The sequence below is a fragment of the Paraburkholderia sp. C35 genome (assembly GCF_003121405.1).
Taxonomy (GTDB): Bacteria; Pseudomonadota; Gammaproteobacteria; order Burkholderiales; family Burkholderiaceae; genus Paraburkholderia.
Genome location: NZ_QBUY01000016.1, coordinates 93,664 through 112,431 on the forward strand (window position 1 = coordinate 93,664; position 18,768 = coordinate 112,431).

Annotated in this window: 24 protein-coding genes and 1 tRNA gene; 16 read left to right on the forward strand and 9 right to left on the reverse strand. The window is 63.7% G+C overall.

The features are described 5' to 3' along the window. Positions 1-3 precede the first annotated feature (3 nt). Positions 4-342 (forward strand): multidrug efflux SMR transporter, encoded by a 339-nt coding sequence (locus tag DK391_RS13225; RefSeq protein ID WP_109478419.1) that lies wholly within the window; start codon positions 4-6, stop codon positions 340-342. A 74-nt stretch (positions 343-416) separates the two neighbouring features. Here DK391_RS13225 and DK391_RS13230 read toward each other — a convergent pair whose 3' ends face one another. Then, entirely contained in the window at positions 417-770 is a 354-nt protein-coding gene (locus DK391_RS13230) for a hypothetical protein (protein WP_109478420.1), read from the reverse strand. Positions 771-994: 224 nt separating this feature from the next. Further along, positions 995-1,219 (reverse strand): hypothetical protein, encoded by a 225-nt coding sequence (locus tag DK391_RS13235; RefSeq protein ID WP_109478421.1) that lies wholly within the window; start codon positions 1,217-1,219, stop codon positions 995-997. 204 nt (positions 1,220-1,423) lie between these two features. Between DK391_RS13235 and DK391_RS13240 the strand changes: the two genes are divergently transcribed. Together DK391_RS13240 and DK391_RS13245 are read left to right on the forward strand one after the other, a co-directional pair. Further along, entirely contained in the window at positions 1,424-1,699 is a 276-nt protein-coding gene (locus DK391_RS13240) for a hypothetical protein (protein ID WP_109478422.1), read from the forward strand. Positions 1,700-1,903: 204 nt separating this feature from the next. After that, positions 1,904-2,191: a DUF1488 domain-containing protein gene (locus DK391_RS13245; protein ID WP_109478423.1), complete on the forward strand. Its 288-nt coding sequence runs from the start codon at positions 1,904-1,906 to the stop codon at positions 2,189-2,191. Positions 2,192-2,252: 61 nt separating this feature from the next. Here DK391_RS13245 and DK391_RS13250 read toward each other — a convergent pair whose 3' ends face one another. Beyond that, the gene (locus DK391_RS13250) at positions 2,253-3,233 is read right to left on the reverse strand and encodes an NAD-dependent epimerase/dehydratase family protein (protein ID WP_109478424.1); all 981 of its coding nucleotides are present in this window, start codon (positions 3,231-3,233) and stop codon (positions 2,253-2,255) included. Between the two features lie 141 nt (positions 3,234-3,374). Here DK391_RS13250 and DK391_RS13255 point away from each other — a divergent pair, with 141 nt between their 5' ends. Together DK391_RS13255 and DK391_RS13260 are read left to right on the forward strand one after the other, a co-directional pair. Continuing rightward, entirely contained in the window at positions 3,375-4,097 is a 723-nt protein-coding gene (locus tag DK391_RS13255; protein WP_109478425.1) for a TetR/AcrR family transcriptional regulator, read from the forward strand. Positions 4,098-4,196: 99 nt separating this feature from the next. After that, entirely contained in the window at positions 4,197-5,327 is a 1,131-nt protein-coding gene (locus DK391_RS13260; protein WP_109478426.1) for an enoyl-CoA hydratase/isomerase family protein, read from the forward strand. A gap of 22 nt (positions 5,328-5,349) precedes the next feature. On the opposite strand, the gene DK391_RS13265 is transcribed toward DK391_RS13260, so the two are convergent. After that, entirely contained in the window at positions 5,350-5,769 is a 420-nt protein-coding gene (locus DK391_RS13265; RefSeq protein WP_109478457.1) for a hypothetical protein, read from the reverse strand. Between the two features lie 605 nt (positions 5,770-6,374). Here DK391_RS13265 and ssuD point away from each other — a divergent pair. The 4 genes from ssuD (at position 6,375) to DK391_RS13285 (ending at position 9,672) form a co-directional block, all read left to right on the forward strand. After that, positions 6,375-7,532 carry an FMNH2-dependent alkanesulfonate monooxygenase gene (gene ssuD, locus DK391_RS13270; RefSeq protein ID WP_109478427.1) on the forward strand — a complete coding sequence of 386 codons (1,158 nt, stop codon included), beginning with the start codon at positions 6,375-6,377 and terminating at the stop codon, positions 7,530-7,532. A gap of 67 nt (positions 7,533-7,599) precedes the next feature. Beyond that, a complete protein-coding gene (ssuC, locus tag DK391_RS13275) occupies positions 7,600-8,430 on the forward strand; it encodes an aliphatic sulfonate ABC transporter permease SsuC (RefSeq protein ID WP_109478428.1) in 831 nt (276 codons plus the stop codon). Then, positions 8,427-9,341, forward strand: a complete 915-nt coding sequence (locus tag DK391_RS13280) for an ATP-binding cassette domain-containing protein (RefSeq protein WP_109478429.1) — start codon at positions 8,427-8,429, stop codon at positions 9,339-9,341. The genes ssuC and DK391_RS13280 overlap by 4 nt, the downstream gene beginning before the upstream one ends. 115 nt (positions 9,342-9,456) lie before the next feature. Beyond that, on the forward strand, positions 9,457-9,672 hold the full coding sequence (locus DK391_RS13285) for a molybdopterin-binding protein (RefSeq protein ID WP_012401038.1): 216 nt from the start codon (positions 9,457-9,459) through the stop codon (positions 9,670-9,672). Between the two features lie 54 nt (positions 9,673-9,726). Here DK391_RS13285 and DK391_RS13290 read toward each other — a convergent pair whose 3' ends face one another. Beyond that, positions 9,727-9,999 carry a hypothetical protein gene (locus tag DK391_RS13290; protein ID WP_109478430.1) on the reverse strand — a complete coding sequence of 91 codons (273 nt, stop codon included), beginning with the start codon at positions 9,997-9,999 and terminating at the stop codon, positions 9,727-9,729. 180 nt (positions 10,000-10,179) lie between these two features. Here DK391_RS13290 and DK391_RS13295 point away from each other — a divergent pair, with 180 nt between their 5' ends. After that, complete coding sequence (locus DK391_RS13295; protein WP_239482809.1) at positions 10,180-10,368, forward strand: hypothetical protein; 189 nt, start codon at positions 10,180-10,182, stop codon at positions 10,366-10,368. A 59-nt stretch (positions 10,369-10,427) separates the two neighbouring features. Then, on the forward strand, positions 10,428-10,679 hold the full coding sequence (locus tag DK391_RS13300; protein ID WP_109478458.1) for a hypothetical protein: 252 nt from the start codon (positions 10,428-10,430) through the stop codon (positions 10,677-10,679). A gap of 384 nt (positions 10,680-11,063) precedes the next feature. On the opposite strand, the gene DK391_RS13305 is transcribed toward DK391_RS13300, so the two are convergent. After that, positions 11,064-11,330, reverse strand: coding sequence for a hypothetical protein (locus DK391_RS13305; protein ID WP_109478432.1), 267 nt, complete (start codon positions 11,328-11,330; stop codon positions 11,064-11,066). A 357-nt stretch (positions 11,331-11,687) separates the two neighbouring features. On the opposite strand from DK391_RS13305, the gene dusA reads away from it, so the two are divergent. Together dusA and DK391_RS13315 are read left to right on the forward strand one after the other, a co-directional pair. Further along, positions 11,688-12,689 (forward strand): tRNA dihydrouridine(20/20a) synthase DusA, encoded by a 1,002-nt coding sequence (gene dusA / locus DK391_RS13310; protein WP_109478433.1) that lies wholly within the window; start codon positions 11,688-11,690, stop codon positions 12,687-12,689. A gap of 93 nt (positions 12,690-12,782) precedes the next feature. After that, positions 12,783-12,858 (forward strand) — tRNA-His (locus DK391_RS13315). A 110-nt stretch (positions 12,859-12,968) separates the two neighbouring features. Here the strand turns inward: DK391_RS13315 and DK391_RS13320 are convergent. Then, complete coding sequence (locus DK391_RS13320; RefSeq protein WP_109478459.1) at positions 12,969-13,181, reverse strand: DUF3820 family protein; 213 nt, start codon at positions 13,179-13,181, stop codon at positions 12,969-12,971. Positions 13,182-13,215: 34 nt separating this feature from the next. Further along, entirely contained in the window at positions 13,216-14,661 is a 1,446-nt protein-coding gene (locus tag DK391_RS13325) for an MFS transporter (protein WP_109478434.1), read from the reverse strand. A gap of 138 nt (positions 14,662-14,799) precedes the next feature. Between DK391_RS13325 and DK391_RS13330 the strand changes: the two genes are divergently transcribed. The 3 genes from DK391_RS13330 to DK391_RS13340 all read left to right on the forward strand — a co-directional run bounded on the left by DK391_RS13330 (position 14,800) and on the right by DK391_RS13340 (position 17,841). Further along, on the forward strand, positions 14,800-15,852 hold the full coding sequence (locus tag DK391_RS13330; protein ID WP_109478435.1) for an NADP(H)-dependent aldo-keto reductase: 1,053 nt from the start codon (positions 14,800-14,802) through the stop codon (positions 15,850-15,852). A gap of 245 nt (positions 15,853-16,097) precedes the next feature. Then, positions 16,098-17,156: a permease gene (locus DK391_RS13335; protein ID WP_109478460.1), complete on the forward strand. Its 1,059-nt coding sequence runs from the start codon at positions 16,098-16,100 to the stop codon at positions 17,154-17,156. Positions 17,157-17,418: 262 nt separating this feature from the next. Continuing rightward, a complete protein-coding gene (locus tag DK391_RS13340) occupies positions 17,419-17,841 on the forward strand; it encodes a hypothetical protein (protein ID WP_109478461.1) in 423 nt (140 codons plus the stop codon). A 56-nt stretch (positions 17,842-17,897) separates the two neighbouring features. Here the strand turns inward: DK391_RS13340 and DK391_RS13345 are convergent, their stop codons facing one another. After that, a complete protein-coding gene (locus DK391_RS13345; protein ID WP_109478436.1) occupies positions 17,898-18,722 on the reverse strand; it encodes an ABC transporter permease in 825 nt (274 codons plus the stop codon). Between the last annotated feature and the right edge of the window lie 46 nt (positions 18,723-18,768).

The following is an 18,768-nucleotide window of genomic DNA, read 5'->3' on the forward strand; positions in this document are numbered from 1 at the left end:
CGGATGCGCGTGCCACCTTATGCGTTGCTCGCCATCGCCATCGTCGCCGAAGTGATCGCGACATCGGCGCTGCGCGCGTCGGAAGGCTTCACGCGTCTGCTGCCTGCCGTCGTCGTGCTGCTGGGTTACGGCATTTCGTTCTACTGCCTGTCGCTTACGCTCAAGAGCGTGCCCGTCGGCATCGTCTATGCGATCTGGTCCGGCGTCGGCATCGTGCTGATCACGCTGGTGGCTATCGTGATGTATCGGCAGGTGCCGGATCTTGCCGCTGTCGCCGGGTTGAGCCTGATCGTCGCGGGCGTGGTCGTGCTCAATCTCTTTTCGAAGATGCAGGCGCATTGACGTTGCGCGGAACATCCGCTTGTGTCGAATGATCCGCTGCAGGTTGCTTCTTGCAGCGGGTCATTCGCAACCGGTCACTTGCAGCGGATCACCATCGAGCGGGTCTTCACGTTCGCCGACACCACGTTCGTGATGCTGCCGCCCGCTGTGCCGCCTTCGTCGTTATCCTTCGACACGATGTCGTAACCCGTCGCGCCGCAGGCCTTGCCCGCCTGCACATAGCACGACGCCCAGCTCGAGCTTGCGTCCGCGCCGCTGCAGCTGACTGCGAATCCCGTCTCGCCGTTGGGCAGATTGATCAGCGAGGTCGTATTCGACGACGCGCATGCGCCAAGGCTCGCGAGCGCGAGTGCGGCGAGCGGCAGCGCCGCGGCACGGATCGCGTGGGAGACAGCAGAGTGGCGCGCGCGCCGTTCGATCGACTTCATTACGTTTCCTTCTCTTCCAGAATTGATGTGCAGAGCGGGGCGCGGGAACACGGACGCGTGCGCTCGCGGCGTCCTGTCACGCGGACGGCGCGAGCGCGGGCGAACATCGCAGGCGATCAGGCGTCGGGTAGTGCGAACCGGCGTAAGCGCTTTAACGCACGTCGATGCAGCCGGTGCGGCTCGCTAACCTGTATTGCCCGATCGATCGTGCCCGACGGCATCTGTCAAACCCCCGACGCGAGGCCCGGATGGCCCACTTCCGACAGATCGAGACGGATACCTGCCCGCTCGACGGTGCGTCGGCTCTCGACGCCTTCTTCCGTCGCCGCGTCCTCCCAGATGCTGATCGCCTTCGGAATGTCGATACCGTGACTTTCCGCATATGCGAACCATGCATTGGCCGCGTCCGGTTCGGCGATCTCGCGCTCTCGAAGAAAATATTTTCCCATATCGTTGGTTCTCGTCCGGAAATTGCAGGTAACTGGAGGTAACGCGGCCGGGCGCGCGCCGGAATGGACGCGCAGAACTTATCGCGCGGCGCGCGGACTTATTGTCTATCGCACGTGGCGTGCCGCGTGCTGTCGATCTCATAACCGGCATCGACTCGCCGGCATGAACTCGCCGGCATCGACATCAGCGAACGAGAGGCGGATGTGGCAGAGCGGGTCAGCGGCCCTTATCGGGGCTATTACATCAGCGCGTCGGCGCGGCTCGTGCAGCCGCACGAGCCGGCGCGGCGCGCGGGCGAGCGGGAAGGGCTGTATGTCGGCTCGGTGAGCCTGTCGGAGCGCGGGCCGGACGATCCGCACCGCATGGAGACGCTGATCGGGATCGGCGACGAACATCGTTTCGCGACGGAAGACGAAGCCCTCGCATTCGTCGAAAAAGCGGGCCGTGCGTATGTGGACAGGCTGCTGGACGGGGCCTGACGCGAAATCGCGCAGCGGCGCTGGACATCACGCCAGTCCGGCGAGGGCCACGGTCGTAGCCGCAACCGCAGCATGCCCCACGCTGGACCGCCGCACGTCGCTACGAGTACCATAAAGCCCGCTGAATGGGCGAGCCGTCCGCGTGGCGCGTCCTATGGACCCACACGGCAACTCGCCCCGCCGGATTTTCCCGATGAGGTCACCATGGAGATTCGTTTTCCCGCCGACGCCCCCGCTTACCGCGACTTCAACCTGACGCTGGTGTTTCCGGCGCTGGTCGACGGTGAAAGGGTGCCGTGCGCGATTTCTGTCGAAGCGCTGGAAGATCACTTCGGCGCCAACACGAACGACACCGCCGGCTGGCGCCGCGCGGTCGCCGCAGGCCGCGAACGCATCGAAGCCGTTGCGCGCGAGCATCTGCTGATCAGCAATGGCACGCCCGTTCTGCTCAAAAGCGGCCACTTTCCGCCCGGCAATCTGGCAGGTACGTGAGACGGGCGCGTGCTGCGCGCGTTCTCAAACGACAGATGGTCTCGTGCGCGGCGGCCGCCGATCATGCCGGCTGGACACCCGTTTGCGGGATGGCGCGCTGCGCAGCCGCAAGCGACTGCGCAATGCCGGCCTCATACGAAGTCTTCATCACCGGGCCAATCAGCTTCGTCAATGCGGAGTCGTCGAGTATGACGGGGTCGGTCAGCAGGTAGTGCATTTCCACCATCTCGCGCAGCAACGGGTTGAAGACGCCCATCACGCGCAGCATCGTTTTATTTGCCACCATCAGCTTCGGCTCGCGCTGCGCCAGCGCGTAAGCGCGTTCGGCGATGGCCCGCTGCGTGGTCGTGCCCGCGCCCGCCAGATGCAGCACGCGTCCGAAAGCTTCCGGCGTGCGTGACAGTCGTTCGACGACCGGCCCGACATCGGGCATGAACACGAATTCGTGCGGCACGTCGATCGGGCCGATCATCTGCGCGCGCGAACCGTGCGCGGCGCCTTCGAAGACGCCATGCACCAGGCTGCGATCGACGCCCGGCCCGTAGAAATCCGGCAGACGCAGCACGAGTGTTTCAAGTCCGTTACGGCCATGCGCGTCGATGACGAGATTTTCCTGCGCCAGCCGCATTTTTCCTTTGAAGGTATGCGGCTCGCGCGGGTGCGATTCGGTAACGGGCAGGCTGCGCGCGCGCCCATACGGATACACCGTGCCGATCAGGATCAGCCGCTGCACGCCTGCCGCGCGCAATCCGTCGAGCGTCTTCTGCATCAGCAGGGGATGCTGTTCGAACTGGTGATACGGGACGCCGACCAGATACACGGCAGTCTGCAAGCCCGCGGCGGCAGCGGCGATGCTGGCGGGATCGTCGGGATTCCAGCCGGCGATCGCCGCAAGGGGATCATGACCGAACGACGCCTGCAGCGCCTCGCGTCCCCGCCCGATCACGCGATAACGCCGGCCCGCCACGCTGAGCGCATGCGCGATGCTGCGTCCGGCCGCGCCCGCCGCGCCGAACAGTCCGATCTGTGCTGCGTTTTCCATGACAACTCCCGTCGAGTGCGCCCGTCGTCCAGAGAGCCGGACCGGGCCGAAACTGAGTGCAATAAATTTACTGAACACTGTTCACTGAACGATGTTCAGTTTAAATTGACTTTTCAGTTTGTCAACCCGAAAATCGCTTGCATGGGAATCGCCGAAAGAAAGACACGACAGAAACTGGAGCTGCGCACACGCATCCTCGATGCCGCGCGGCGGATCGTCATGCGCGAGGGCTTTGCCGCGCTGTCCATGCGAAAGATCGCCGATGCGATCGAATATTCGCCCGCCACGCTCTATCTGCATTTCGCCAGCCGCGACGCCATCGCTCACGCGCTGTGCGCGGAGGGCTACGCGGAACTGCTTGCCAGCTTCGAGCCTGTGCTCGGCATCGCCGACCCGGCGGACCGGCTGAAGGCGCTCGGGCGCGCGTACGTGGCGTTCGGCGTCGCGCATCCCGAAACGTACCGGCTGATCTTCATGGAGGATCCGTCGTACACGGGCGCGGCGCTCGACGGCGGCGAGGGCGCCGATGAAAAAGAAAAGGCCGACGACAAGTCGTTTCGTCTGATGGTCGAATCGATCGATGCGCTCAAGGCGCAAGGCCGTCTGCCGGGCGCGCCTGACAGCCACGTGTGCGCCGAGGCCTTTTGGGCGACCATGCACGGCATCGTCGCGTTGCATCTGACTTGCCCGGTGTTTCCGCGTGCGCCGCTCGACGCCGTGGTGGACGCTGCGCTCGTCGCGTGGTTCGGGGCCGACGCGGTACAAAGCGCGGTGCATAGCGCCGATCACGCGAACGAAGACGCTCAAGCCGACAAGCCAGCGAAGCCGCGGCGCGGCGCGTCATCGAAAGCGAAAGCGGCATAGCTTGCGGCGTGCGTCTGCCTTGCCGGTTTCACTGAAGAAGTCGGGTGTGCATGCTACCGTTGACGTCGCAAGCTCATTCAATCGCTTAACGCCCACACCATGTCGACACACGAATCGCGCAGCGCCTCCGACGAACTGATCGCCTACGTCGCCAACCAGATCGGTTTCATCGAACTGAACCGGCCCAAGGCGCTCAACGCGCTGTCGCTCGGCATGATGCGCGCGATGCACGCGGCGCTCGACGAGTGGCGCGAAGACCCCGACGTGCTCGCCGTCGTCGTGCGCAGCACGAGCGAGCGCGCCTTCTGCGCGGGCGGCGATATCCGCTATCTGTACGAGTCGTTCCAGCGCGGCGACGGCGATGCCGTCGATACCTTCTTCATCGACGAATACCGGCTCGACCACGCCATCTTCACCTACACGAAACCGTATATCGCGTTGATGAACGGCGTGGTGATGGGCGGCGGCATGGGTATCTCGCAGGGCGCGCATCGCACGGGCGGCCTGCGGGTCGTGACGTCGAGCACGCGCATGGCGATGCCGGAAACCCGCATCGGTCTGTTTCCGGATGTCGGCGTGGGCTGGTTTCTCGCGCGCACGCCGGGCGCGATCGGCCGCTTTCTTGCCGTGACGGGCGAGACCATCGGTCCCGCTGAGGCGCTGTATGCAGGCCTCGCCGATGCGTACCTGCCCGATGAAGCGATCCCCGCGCTGCTCGATCGCCTGAAGTCGCGGCCGTTCGAGCAGGGCGCGGACGTGGTCGCCTGCGTGCAGGACGAAGCGCAACGGCACAAGGTCGTGCCCGCGCCCGACGTGTCGCCGCTCGCCGACGCGCGCGTGTCCATCGACAAACACTTCTCGCTGCCCGATGTCGCGCAGATCATCCAGTCGCTCGATCGCGAAGGCGATTGCGCTTACGCGGATTGGGCCGAGCAGACGGGCGCGACGCTGCGCGAGCGCTCGCCGCTGTCGATGGCCGTGGCACTGGAGGGGGTGACGCGCGCCGAAGGCACGATGGCCGAATGCCTGCGCCGCGATCTCGACCTGACGCGTTCGTCGTTCGAGCAAGGCGATGCGGCGGAAGGCATCCGCGCACGCATCATCGACAAGGACAACAAGCCGGCGTGGCGCTTTGCGCGCTTCGACGACGTGACGCCTGCCGACGTCGCGAAGATGTTTGAAAGCCCGTGGCCCGCGAACGAACATCCGCTCAAGGACCTGCAGGGCTGAAATACAGGAACGGCGGGCGGCCTCAGTCGTCGTTCGTCATGAAGGCGCGCATGAACACCAGCGCGCCCCAGCCCCACATCGCATTCGACGCGAAGCCGAGCGCCAGGCGCGGCAGCATGTTGCCCGTCGGCCAGATGCCCCGGATGGGATCGACCACGACCACGCCCGCCGCCGTAAGTACGATGCCGCCGAACACGAAGGCCTGCACCCACGGCGCCGGCCGTTCGGGCGACACGCGCAGCAGCCACGCCATCAGCACGGCCCACACCGAACTCCAGATCGCATTGGCGATGAATTCGGGCAGCCCGATGGGCATGAACGGCGCAGTCGAGAACCCTGTCGGGTCGATGAGACCGGCGGCGTGCAGGAGCGCGAGCGTCGATTCGTGAAAGAACAGCGACGCCAGAAAGCCGGACACGAACGGCAGGATAATTTTTTGCATGCTTGACAGCGACGGTCGCCGGGCGTCAATGACTTGTCGCAACGCCCGCGCAGGTTGATCGGAGACGAGCGCCATTATATCGGCGGCGGGCGGGGGATTCGGGCAATGGGCGCTTTCGCCACGTATGCTGCAACGTCAGGTAAATCACGAAAGTGGAAAACCTAAGCTCAAAAAAATCGTTCAAAAGAAACGGCGCGGTCCATAGACTGTTTTCCCATGCAGGCGGCGTTGCCTTCGTGCATGGCGCGTGATGCGCCGGACGCCGCCACGCTATGGATTACGCGAGCATGGCATGCCGTGCGTCGCTGATGTCGATTCACTTCGATTCATTTGAGAGAACCCGTCGCGATGTCCCATCCGATGCCCATTCGCGTCTGTCCGGCTGTGCCGTCCGCCATGCGCGACGCGGGTCTGGCTGACAGGCCGCCGCGCTGTCGCTGCTGACGCGGTCTTCTTAATCCATCCGTTTGCGAAACGCTGCGTATGCGCGGCAGGGCGTGTCACGTCCTGCGCCTGTGCATCGACGCGAGCCAGGCGCGCGGCGCAACCGCATCGCATGCGACGTCACAGCGGGCGACAACACACCTATAAAGCAGGAGCCTCCCATGAATGTGTTCTGGTTCATTCCGACTCACGGCGACAGCCGGTATCTCGGCACCTCGCAAGGCGCGCGTGCCGCCGACTACGACTACTTCCGGCAGATCGCCGTCGCAGCCGATACGCTCGGCTACGAGGGCGTGCTGCTGCCGACGGGCCGTTCATGCGAAGACGCATGGGTAGTCGCATCGAGTCTGATCCCCGCGACGAAGCGCCTGAAGTTTCTCGTCGCGATCCGGCCGGGCATTTCGTCGCCGGGGCTGTCGGCGCGCATGGCCTCGACCTTCGACCGGCTCTCGGGCGGGCGCTTGCTGATCAATGTCGTGACGGGCGGCGACGCCGCCGAACTGGAAGGCGATGGCCTGTTCGTCGATCACGACACGCGCTACGAAATCACCGATGAGTTCCTGCGCATCTGGCGCGGACTGCTGACGAGCGCACACCAGAGCGAAGCCTTCGATTTCATCGGCAAGCATCTGACGTCGAAGGGCGGCAAGGTGCTGTATCCGCCTGTGCAGAGTCCGCATCCACCGCTGTGGTTCGGCGGTTCGTCAGCGGCGGCGCACGAGATGGCGGGCGAGCATATCGACACGTATCTGACGTGGGGCGAGCCGCCCCAAGCCGTCGCGAAGAAAGTCGCCGACATCCGCGCGCGCGCTGCGCAGCATGGCCGCCAGATCAAATTCGGCATTCGCCTGCACGTGATCGTTCGCGAGACGGAAGACGAAGCGTGGGCCGCCGCCGACAAACTCATCAGCAAGCTCGACGACGACACCGTCGCACGGGCGCAAGCCTCGTTCTCGAAGATGGACTCGGAAGGGCAGCGCCGCATGGCCGCGCTGCACGGCGGCAAGCGCGGCTCGCGCAAGGAACTGGAGGTCTATTCGAATCTGTGGGCGGGTGTGGGCCTCGTGCGTGGCGGCGCGGGCACGGCGCTGGTCGGCAGTCCGGAACAGGTCGCGGCGCGCATGCAGGAATACGCGGACCTCGGCATCGAAACCTTCATTCTGTCCGGCTATCCGCATCTCGAAGAATCGTATCGCTTTGCCGAACTCGTGTTCCCGCTGTTGCCTGGACGCCAGCGCGCGGGCGTGAGCGGGCCGCTGTCGGGGCCGGTCGGCGAGATCGTCGGCAACAACTATGCGCCCAGGGCGTCGCAGAGCTGATTGCGCTGCAGGTGGATTCGACGACGCTGCGTCACGGCGCAACGTCTCATGAAAGGAGTGCTGATTGATGTCGACTGTTTCTGGTAAACGTCCCGCGAGCGCGCGTCTCGCGGGCCTGAACGTGGCGGGACTCGCGCGCCGGATTGCGCCATGGAGCGTGCCGCTGCTGATCCTGCTCGCGTGGGAAATCGCTGCGCGCAGCGGCGTGCTCTCGACGCGCGTGCTGCCCGAACCGCTCGCCGTGGTGAAGGCCGCGTGGTCGCTGATCGAATCGGGCGAAATGTGGGCGGACGTGAAGGTCAGCACATGGCGCGCCGTGTCGGGCTTTGCGATCGGCGGCGGCATCGGCTTCGTGCTCGGGCTCGCGACGGGCCTGTTTCGTCCCGTCGATATTGCGCTCGACACGACCGTGCAGATGATTCGCAACATCCCCGCGCTGGCGATGATTCCGCTTGTGATCCTGTGGTTCGGCATCGAGGAGGAAGCGAAGCTGTTTCTGGGGGCGCTGGGCGTGTTTTTCCCCGTCTACGTGAACACGTATCACGGCATCCGTTCCGTCGATACCAATCTGATCGAAATGGCACGCAGCTACGGCGTGAAAGGTTTCGCGCTGTATCGCGACGTGATCCTGCCGGGCGCGCTGCCGTCGATCCTCGTCGGCGTGCGCTTCGCGTTCGGCCTGATGTGGGTCACGCTGATCGTCGCGGAAACGATCTCGGCGCAATCGGGTATCGGCTATATGACGATGAATGCGCGTGAGTTCCTGCAAACGGATGTGGTGGTGGTGGGCATTCTGCTGTACGCGGCGCTCGGCAAGCTGGCCGACATGCTCGCGAAAGGGCTCGAGCGCGTATCGCTGCGCTGGCATCCCGCGTATCAACGAGGAACGAAAGCATGAGTGCAGGCACATTGTCCGAATTGATCGGCGGTATCACGGGTGTCGATCTGGAAGCCGAATTGCGGCAACAGGGCGCGCACGATCGTGTGTCGTCGCAGACGCCTGTGTTGCGTGAGACGGGACGTCAGAAGCACGACATTTCGGTCGAGTTGCGCGGCGTCGGCAAGCGCTACGGCGAGCGTGCGGTGCTGTCGGACTTCGATCTGTCGATCGAGCGCGGCAGCTTTGTATCGATCGTCGGACGCAGCGGCTGTGGCAAGTCGACCTTGCTGCGGCTGATCGCCGGACTGGAGACGCCGACGTCCGGCACGCTCGACAAGCACGCGGATGGCACGCAACCGTTCGACACGCGGATCATGTTCCAGGACGCGCGCCTGTTGCCGTGGAAGACGGTGCTGCAGAACGTGATGCTCGGCCTCGGCCGTTCTTCGCGCGACAAGGCGCGTGCCGTGCTCGACGAAGTCGGGCTGCTCGAACGGGCAAACGACTGGCCTGCGCAGCTATCGGGCGGCCAGCGGCAGCGCGTCGCGCTGGCGCGTGCGCTGGTGCATCGGCCGCAACTGCTGTTGCTCGATGAGCCGCTTGGGGCGCTCGATGCACTCACACGGATCGAAATGCACGCGCTGATCGAGCGTCTGTGGCGCGAGCATCGCTTCACTGCGCTGCTCGTCACGCACGACGTGCAGGAAGCCGTCGCACTCGGCGATCGCATTCTGCTGATCGAAGAGGGCAGGATTGCGCTCGATCAGGCCGTGCCGCTCGCACGGCCACGCGAGCGGGCAACGGCAGCGTTCGCGCAGATCGAAGAACGCGTGCTGCAACGGGTGATGAAAACCCGCGCAACGGAAGACGTCGAGCCCTATCAGCAGGCTCGCACGGTGCACGCGCGGGACATTCGCTGGGCGGTTTGAGCGTGAGATTGAGCACGCAACCGAGCATGCAATTGAGCACGCAACTAAGCACGCAACTGAGCACGATTAGAGGGCTGACGCCCATCCATTTTCATCGACCACGGAGCTATCCGACATGAGCATTTCCGCGATCAACGTACGCAACCAGTTCAAGGGCAAGGTAAAGGAAATCATTCGCGGGCCGGTCGTGTCCGAAGTCGACGTCGACACGCCGTTCGGCATCGTCACGTCGGTCATCACGACACGCTCGATCGACGAACTCGAACTGAAGGTCGGCGCGGAAGTCGTCGCGCTGGTCAAGTCGACAGAGGTGTCGATCGCGCGGCTGTAACGCCTGCTTTCACTTCTCGATACGCAGCGCGCGGCGGGTTGAAACCGCCGCGCGCTATTTCGCATTCGTCGCGCTGGCGGGTGGATGCACCGACATGTCGTCATTCGGCGAGTTGCGTGGCTTCTTGACGGGCATATTGTCGGGATTGGTCGCGCTCGCCGCGCCCGAGGCCGCCGCGGGCGGCGGCTTCACCATTGGCGTGCCGCCCGCCTGCGGCGCGACGGTCTGGCCCCACGCCAGTTGCGTCACGCCCGCCGACACCGCCAGCAAGGCGGCACCTGCCGGCGCCCATAGTCGGCGCCGCTGTTTCGACATCGCTGGATTCATCTGATTCTCCCTGCGGTTTTTCTTCCTGTCGCTAGGCGTGTGCCAGCCCTGCGCGATGGGGGATGGGTTACGTCCAGGCAATCCCGGCAGGAAGTGCTAGCATGAATTCAGCATCGACTGGCGCACTGCCATGCGGGCGGCGCGCCGCCAACGAATGCGGAGGCTGCGACGACGAAGTCCTTGAGTGCAGATGCAATCGATACCCTGCGGCAACTGAACGATGTCGGAACGGGACAGACGACGCCCGCCGTCGAGCCGGTGATCGAAAAAGAACTGCTCGGCGCGGGGCTGGTGGCGAAATCGGGGAAGGGTGCAGGTGTCGAGATTACCTGCGACGGCAGGAAGTATCTGTCCGGCGATTGCGATTGAAGCCGCGACTGGACCCGCTTTTGAAGCTGCAACTCGACCTGACGACGGAGGAATGCGCGATGAAGCCGAAAGGCATCGACATGGGCGACTACGAAGAGCGCTACAAGGACTTCGACATGGAGGTCTGCGTCGAACAGGTGCTGACAGGGGTGAAGGCCCATTTCCGCATACTGAAGGACGACGCCGTGATGCTGGACTGGCGGCTCGTGCCGATCGACGGCTTCCTGCCGACCGAGCATGCGGCGGCGGAAGCGGGTTTTCGCGCGGCGCGCGAGGCCATCGATGTCGAATTGCTGGCCGCCGGCGGATAGACGTCCGCTGTTCACGCGCCTTTCAAACTTCAGGCGCTGAAAAAAACAAAGCCGGATGCTCTGGAGGAGAACATCCGGCTTAACTACACCTGCAACAACAGACTGCGTGGTACTTCCAGGGTACGGCAACTTCGAACTGCGGGTACTTCCAGACACTGCTTGCTTCGTACTTCGCCATCAACGGTACTGCTTACTGCGTGAAGCTTTGACTGCGGTACTGCCACATCTGGAACTGCAACTTCAGGACTACCTGCTGCAACTTCTACGACCACTGCAACTTCAGGTACTGCGTGCAACCACTACTGCTCGATACTGCTAGCTACCTCTTACTGCTGGGTACTGCCGGTACTGCCTGCAACGAAACCTGCGTGTGTCAGGATCGGCTTAGTGGCCGAAGAAGACCGAGCCCGGGCCCGTCACGACTTCATGCTTGCCAGCTTGCGTCGAACCGTTTTGCACGCCGCCGTACGCGTTTGCGTTGGCTTGCTGTGCTTCGGCTGCCAGCGTTTGTGCGCTCTGGCCTTGTTGCGAAGCCGGTGCGCCGACCGTCGGGTTGTAATGCGGAGCCGGACCGTAGCCGCTTGCGAAAGCGGGAGCAGCCAGCGTGGCGGATGCGGCGACCAGAACTGCAGCGATGAACTTGGTATTCATGGTGAACTCTCCGTAATGTTTGATTCAGTAAGACGTTGCGGGTCTTGCGTGGAGTGCTGTGTTCGCAACGTCGATGGAAGGCAGTGTATACCCCTACTATCGATTTTTTGTGCCGATAATTTGAAATTACTATTCTGAGATTAGAAACAATGCTTGGAGGCAAGCTGGGCGGGCTTTTGCCGTGTATGCGCCCCGATAAGCGGTTTCTTCCGGTTGAAAAAACCTTATGTAAATCATGGGCTTCCGGGGTTGTTGCGGCGCAAAACGAGGGGTTCGGGGCCGGCTTGCGGTAAAATTGCGGACTGGTCTTTCGCCGTTTGTCCGTCGTTCGTTCTCTCTTTTCTGGTTCGCCGCCTCATGTCTTCGAAGCCTGCTGTCAGTCCCCGCCGCGTGTCCGTCGCGCCGATGATGGACTGGACCGATCGCCACTGCCGCTCGTTTCACCGCACCTTGTCGCGGCACACCTGGTTGTATACGGAGATGGTGACCACCGGCGCGCTGATTCACGGCGACGTCGAGCGCCACCTCGCGTTTACCGAAGAGGAAGCGCCCGTCGCGCTGCAACTCGGCGGCAGCGAACCGGACGATCTGGCGCGCTCGGCGAAACTCGGTGAGCAGTGGGGCTACGACGAAATCAATCTGAATTGCGGCTGCCCGTCGGAGCGCGTGCAGCGCGGCGCGTTCGGCGCGTGTCTGATGAAGGAGCCGCAGCTTGTCGCCGATTGCGTGAAGGCGATGCGCGACGTGGTATCGGTGCCTGTGACGGTGAAGCACCGCATCGGTGTGGATGACGTCGAAGACTATTCGTTCGTACGCGACTTCGTCGGCACGATTGCCGAGGCCGGCTGCGACGTGTTCATCGTGCACGCGCGCAATGCGATCCTCAAAGGGTTAAGCCCGAAAGAGAACCGCGAGATTCCGCCGCTCAAGTACGACTACGCCTATCAGTTGAAGCGCGACTTCCCGCAGCTGGAGATCATCATCAACGGTGGGATCAAGACGCTCGACGAAGTCGAGGCGCATCTCGAACACGTCGATGGCGTGATGCTCGGACGCGAGGCGTATCACAACCCGTACGTGCTTGCCGATGTCGACGCGCGTTTCTACGGCTCGACGGATGCCGCGCCGACGCGAGAAGAAGCGGAAGCGAAGCTGATCGAGTATTGCCGTGCGGAGATGGCGCGCGGCACGTATCCGGGTGCAATCGTGCGGCATGCGCTGGGGCTGTATCGCGGCGTGGCGGGTTCGCGTGGATGGCGGCGCGTGCTGTCGGATAGCAAGAAGCTGCAGGCGCGCGATCTCGCGATTTTCGACGAGGCGCGACAGCATTTGCGCGAGCCGAGCGAAATGTTTGAATAAAGGGCTTTGCAAATACGATTCGTGTTTGTATAATCTCGCTTCTTCGTTGTTGAGCAGCGCTCTACAGCAAAGCAGCGAAGGTGTAGTGCAGTGGTGGCTGTAGCTCAGTTGGTAGAGTCCAGGATTGTGATTCCTGTCGTCGTGGGTTCGAGTCCCATCAGCCACCCCAAAGAATTCAGAAACGGCATTGTGAGCAATCGCAATGCCGTTTTTGTTTTGGCCTTCGTGGCATGACACAGGACGCATCGTTCGATGCATCCACACCATCGCCATCGCGCGTCAACCTCTGCGCAACGGCTTGAGCATATCCTTCAAGCCGTTGTGATCGATCTCATGCATCAGCGCGAGCAGCCTGCCGATCTCGCCAGGCGGAAATCCTTCGCGCGCAAACCAGTTCAGATAGTGTCCCGGCAGATCGGCGATCACGCGGCCCTTGTACTTGCCAAACGGCATCGTCCGCGTCACGAGCAATTCAAACTGTTCGACATTCATCTCAACGCCAAGTCCTTCAAAAAACGTCCGCCACTCAGGCGCGCGTGCGACGTTGATGCCCACTCACATTCGCACCCGCGTCGCGTGCAAGCCCGAACACATCGACTATCGCCACCAGCCCCACGGCTGCAACCAGCAGAAACGCGACGCTGAAATCCGCCGGCGTCACCGATTGTGCCTCATGGCCATGCAGCCACGCGGCGAGCCGCAACGCGATCGCGCCGAGCGCGACGCCCATGCCCATCGTCATCTGCGAGAGGGTACTCGATAAGGTCGACGCGCCGCTCATCTGCGGTTTCGGCATATCGGCGAATGCCAGCGTGTTGACGGCCGTGAACTGCAGCGAACGCGACAGGCCGCTCGCGAACAGCGCGATTGCGGTTAGCAGCAAAGGCGTATCCGCCGTCAGCAGGCTCATCACGGCGATGCTCAACGCCGCGAGCGCGCCATTCACGATCAGCACGGGACGAAAGCCGAAGCGGCGCATCACAGGCGTCCTGAGCAGTTTCATCGACAGATTGCCCGCGAACACGATCAGCGTCAGCAGCCCCGAGTGAAACGCGTTCATGCCGAAGCCAAGCTGGAACATCAGCGGCAGCAGAAACGGCTCCGCGCTGATCGACACACGAAACAGCGATCCGCCGCCCATTGCAACAGCAAACGTCTTCACGCGAAACGCCGACAGATCCACGACAGGATGCGCACTTCGGCGCAGATGAAAGAGGGCGCCGAGACCCGCCGCCACGCCGCCCACGAGAAACGCGAGCGCTTCACGCCAGGGCGCATCCGAGCGGCCGAGCAGTTCCATCGCATACATGATGGCCGTGCCCGCGATGCCGCACAGCGCAAAGCCGATGCCATCGAAAGGACGCTTGTGGGCTTCCGTTTCGGCGGCAATGAAGCGCCACGCCAGCACCATGCCGATGATGCCGAGCGGCAGATTCAGATAGAAGATCCAGCGCCACGACGAATACGTCGTGATGAAGCCGCCGAGCGGCGGCCCGATCACAGGCGCAACGAGTCCCGGCCACGTGATGATCGAGATCGCGCGCATCAGGCCGTCCTTGGATGTCGCGCGCAGCACGGCCAGCCGCCCGACGGGCACCATCATCGCTCCGCCGATACCCTGCACGATCCGCGCCGCCGTGAAGCCGACCAGTCCATCCGTCATCCCGCAGACCACCGACGATGCCGTGAACACGGCCAGCGCAGCCGTGAACACATTGCGCACGCCGAAGCGGTCGGCGGCCCAGCCGCTGATCGGGATGAACACGGCGAGTGTCAGCAGATACGAGGTGATGCCGATCGACAGATCGACGGCATGCACGCCGAACGAATGCGCCATCTGCGGCAGCGCCGTCGCGATGATCGTGCCGTCGAGGTTCTCCATGAAAAATGCCGCGGCCACCAGTGGCACGATGAGCGACTGCCGTCCGTTCGACGGACGGGCTGATGGGGACGGTGACTCTGACATCGGCATGACTCTCGGGAAACGTTGTAAGCGCATCGAAACCGGCGCGGCCAGCCGATATTCTAGCCACGCACGCGTTTGGCGCGGACGTGGTAATTTCGGCCTTTACCGATTTATCACCCGCAAAAAGACGAACAGGAACGACAGATGGAATACCGCAGACTCGGCGAAACGGATGTGCAGGTCAGCCTGATCGGTCTCGGCACGATGACGTGGGGCGAGCAGAACACGGAAAGCGAAGCGCACGAGCAGATCGCTTACGCGCTCGACCAGGGCGTCACGCTGATCGACGCCGCCGAGATGTACCCGGTGCCGCCGCGCCCGGAGACGCAAGGCTCGACGGAGCGCTACATCGGCACGTGGATCGCACAGAACCGCGCAATGCGCGACAAGATCGTGCTCGCCACCAAGATTGCCGGCCCCGCGCGCCAGCCGCACAATCCGCGCCACATTCGCGGCGAAGGCAATCAGTTCGACCGCAAGAATCTCACGGAAGCGCTCAACGACAGTCTCAAGCGACTGCAAACGGACTACGTCGATCTGTATCAATTGCACTGGCCCGACCGCAGCACGATGACGTTCGGCCGTCCCGCGTATCCTTGGATCGACGACGCGTACACCGTACCCATCGAAGAGACGCTCAGCGTGCTCGCCGAATTCGTCAAGGAAGGCAAGATTCGTCATATCGGCGTATCGAATGAAACGCCGTGGGGCGTTGCGCAATTCCTGCGCGCGTCGGAAAAGCTCGGCCTGCCGCGCATCGTGTCGATCCAGAATCCGTACAGCCTCGTGAACCGCACGTTCGAAGCGGGGCTGTCGGAGTTCTCGCATCGCGAGCACGTCGGCCTGCTCGCGTATTCGCCGCTGGCGTTCGGCTGGCTGTCGGGCAAGTACGAGGGCGGTGCGCGTCCGGCGGGCGCGCGCATTACGCTGTTCGAGCGCTTTCAGCGCTACAGCAAGCCGCAATCCGTGCAGGCGATCACGCGCTACGTCGAACTGGCGAAGCGTCATGGTCTGTCGCCCGCGCAGTTCGCGCTGGCGTTCGTCAATAGCCGTCCGTTCGTCACGAGCAACCTGATCGGCGCGACCTCGCTGGATCAGTTGAAGGAAAACATCGCCAGCGCTGCTGTGAAGCTGTCGCCGGAAGTGCTCGCCGAGATCGACGCGCTCCACGAATTGCAGCCGAACCCCGCGCCCTGACATCAGGCGCCGCGTAGCGGTGACGATCGTGTCGCCGCTACGCCAACATCCATTTCACCCGCAACGCGCACTCTTTTGCGAAAGCGCACGGTTCTGCCGCTTTCGCCCCCACTTTTTACGCCCCACGCTGATCCGTGTACAGTGAGCGTTGCCGTGCGGCGATGCCCGCCCGGCATGCTCGCGCGAGCATCACCCATACCTTGCGCAACTACGTCGCCAACCACACAACAATCCATCCCACGACGATGAATACCACGCGTTCTGCTTCCTCGTCTTCCACCTCGACCTGGCCGCTATTCGTACTGCTGGCCGTGGTCGGGCTGTTCTACGTCAAATGGTTTCCGTACTACAACCGCGCGTTCACGGCGGCCTCGACCCATTCGATCGGTGCATCGATCCTGATGGGCAAGGCGTCGACGCCACCCGCGCCGTCGTGGAGCGCGGCGCTCGCCTACGCGCTCGCGTACGGCAAGGCAATCTGGCAGGCCATGGTGCTCGGTCTTCTGCTCGGCTCGGCCGTGCAGGCGCTGCTGCCCGCGCATTGGGTCGCGCGGCTGCTCGGCAAGACGGGCTTCGGCAGCGTCGCGGCGGGCGGCGTGCTGGCGCTGCCGGGCATGATGTGCACCTGTTGCGCGGCGCCCGTGGGGGCGGGATTGCGCGCGCGGCAGGCATCGCCGGGCGGCGCGATTGCATTCTGGCTCGGCAACTCGGTGCTCAACCCGGCCACGCTGGTGTTCATGGGCTTCGTGCTCGGCTGGCATTGGGCGGGGCTGCGTCTCGTGCTCGGCATCGCGATGGTGTTTGGGCTTGGCTATCTGGTGAACCGGCTCGTCACGCCCACGGAAGCACAAGCCGCCGACGCGCGTCTCGTCGAACTGATCGGCGAGCAGCGCGAGGGCAACCCGTTCGCACGCTGGCTGTCGATCTTGGTACGGATGGCCGTTCGTCTCGTGCCGGAATACATCGTGCTCGTCCTGCTGCTCGGCGCGGCGCGCGCGTGGCTGTTTCCGCAAGTCGGTCCGGAGATCGGCAACGAACTGGTGTGGATCGTCGCGCTGGCCGTCGCGGGGATGCTGTTCGTGATCCCGACGGCGGGCGAGGTGCCCATCATTCAGGCGATGCTGTCGCTCGGCATGGGTGTCGGCCCGGCGGGCGCGCTGCTGATGACGCTGCCGCCCATCAGCGTGCCGTCGCTGGCGATGCTCGCGCGCTCGTTCCGGCCGCGCGTGCTGACGCTGGTCGCCATCGGCGTGGTGGCGTTCGGTGTGCTGGCCGGCTTGCTGGCCGTGGCGCTGGGTTTCTAGGAAACTGCCTGTAATAAATCGCAACGTCGCCGCGCGCATTCTCGTCCTACACTGGGGAGGCAAGCGGATAAATGCGTGCATCGTCTGTTGCAGATGACACAGGCTTGTTGCATTGCAAGGCGCTGCGAGGCCGACGCAAATGCTACGATGGCGCCCGTTCATGCTGCCGTCGCAGACGTGGCACGCGGCGGCAGGCACCACACAATACGCATTCAGCTGCACAAACGGCGCGCAGGCGTCAATCAGTCAATCAGGACATCGCATGGCCCAACAAAAGACCAATCCGAAACTCGAGCAGGCGCTGACGCGAGGGGATCTCGCCATCCGTCAGGCCAACTCGGCGCGCGCAACCGCCGTGCTGCGTGCATTGGGCAAGATGATCGTCGAAGCATCGGCGACGATCGGCGTCGAAGCGCACACATCGATTCCCGACGGCGACCGCATTTACGATCCCGTCGAAGGCGTCTGGCCGCAGGCCTTGCTCGTCTCGCTCGACGGCCCCGTCGAAGAAGCCGACCCCGAAGAGCTGCGCTCGATCCGCCTGCGCTCGGACGATCCCGGCACGATCTTCCGCGTCGAATGGCATCGCGCGGACGGCAAGATCGGCCGTCAGGAAGGCGGCCCGTTCGCGACGGTCGAGTTCATCTCGGACGTCGACGTGCCCTGGTCCGACGACGAAGAGTGATCTGACTCAATCTGCCCGAGGGCGTCGCCGCGCACGCAATGTGCGCCGCGGCGCCCTTAGCGCATCATGCGGCGGCGGAACAGCACCGCCGACACGCAGAACGACCCCAGCACATAGGCGGCGAGCACGGCGACGTGCAGCGCGGCACCGTCGATCGGACGATCGAGCATGGCGGGGCGGATCAGATCGACAGCATGCGCGAGCGGCAGCAGTTGCGCGGCGATCTGGGCGGCCGGCGGCAATTGCGAGAGCGGAAAGAACACGCCAGAGAGCAGCAGCATCGGCGTGAGCACGAGCGTCTGATAGAACATGAAAAAGTCGTACGACGGCGCGAGCGCCGTGACGATCATCGCGGTGCTCGCGAACGCGAGTCCGGCCAGTACGATCACGGGCAGCGCGATCAGCATCGACGGAAAACTCGCGTAGCCGAGCGCGCCCGCCACCAGCATGATTGCGACACCCGACAGCACGGCCTTGCTGCCTGCCCAGACGGTTTCACCGAGAACGATGTCCCCGAGCGTGAGCGGCGTATGCATGATGGCTTCCCACGTGCGCTGCACGTGCATGCGCGAGAAGCCCGAATACATCGATTCGAAACTCGCCGACATCATCACACTCGACGCCACCGTGCCCGCTGCGAGAAACGAGATGTACGACACGCCGTCGACATGTCCCACCATCAGGCCGAGGCCGAAGCCCAGCCCGAACAGATAGATCATCGGATCGGCGAGATTGCCGAACATCGATGCGAGTGCGAGCTTGCGCCACACCAGATAGTTGCGCCGCCAGACGGCCGTCCAGTTGACGGCATTCGCGGGGAAGGCGGCGAAGCGCTCGCGCATTGCGGCGGGTTCGGGGGTGTCGTAGGTGCGTGCGTCCATTTTGCTGTGCGTGTGCTATGCGTTTGCCGTGTTTTTGCTGTGCGTT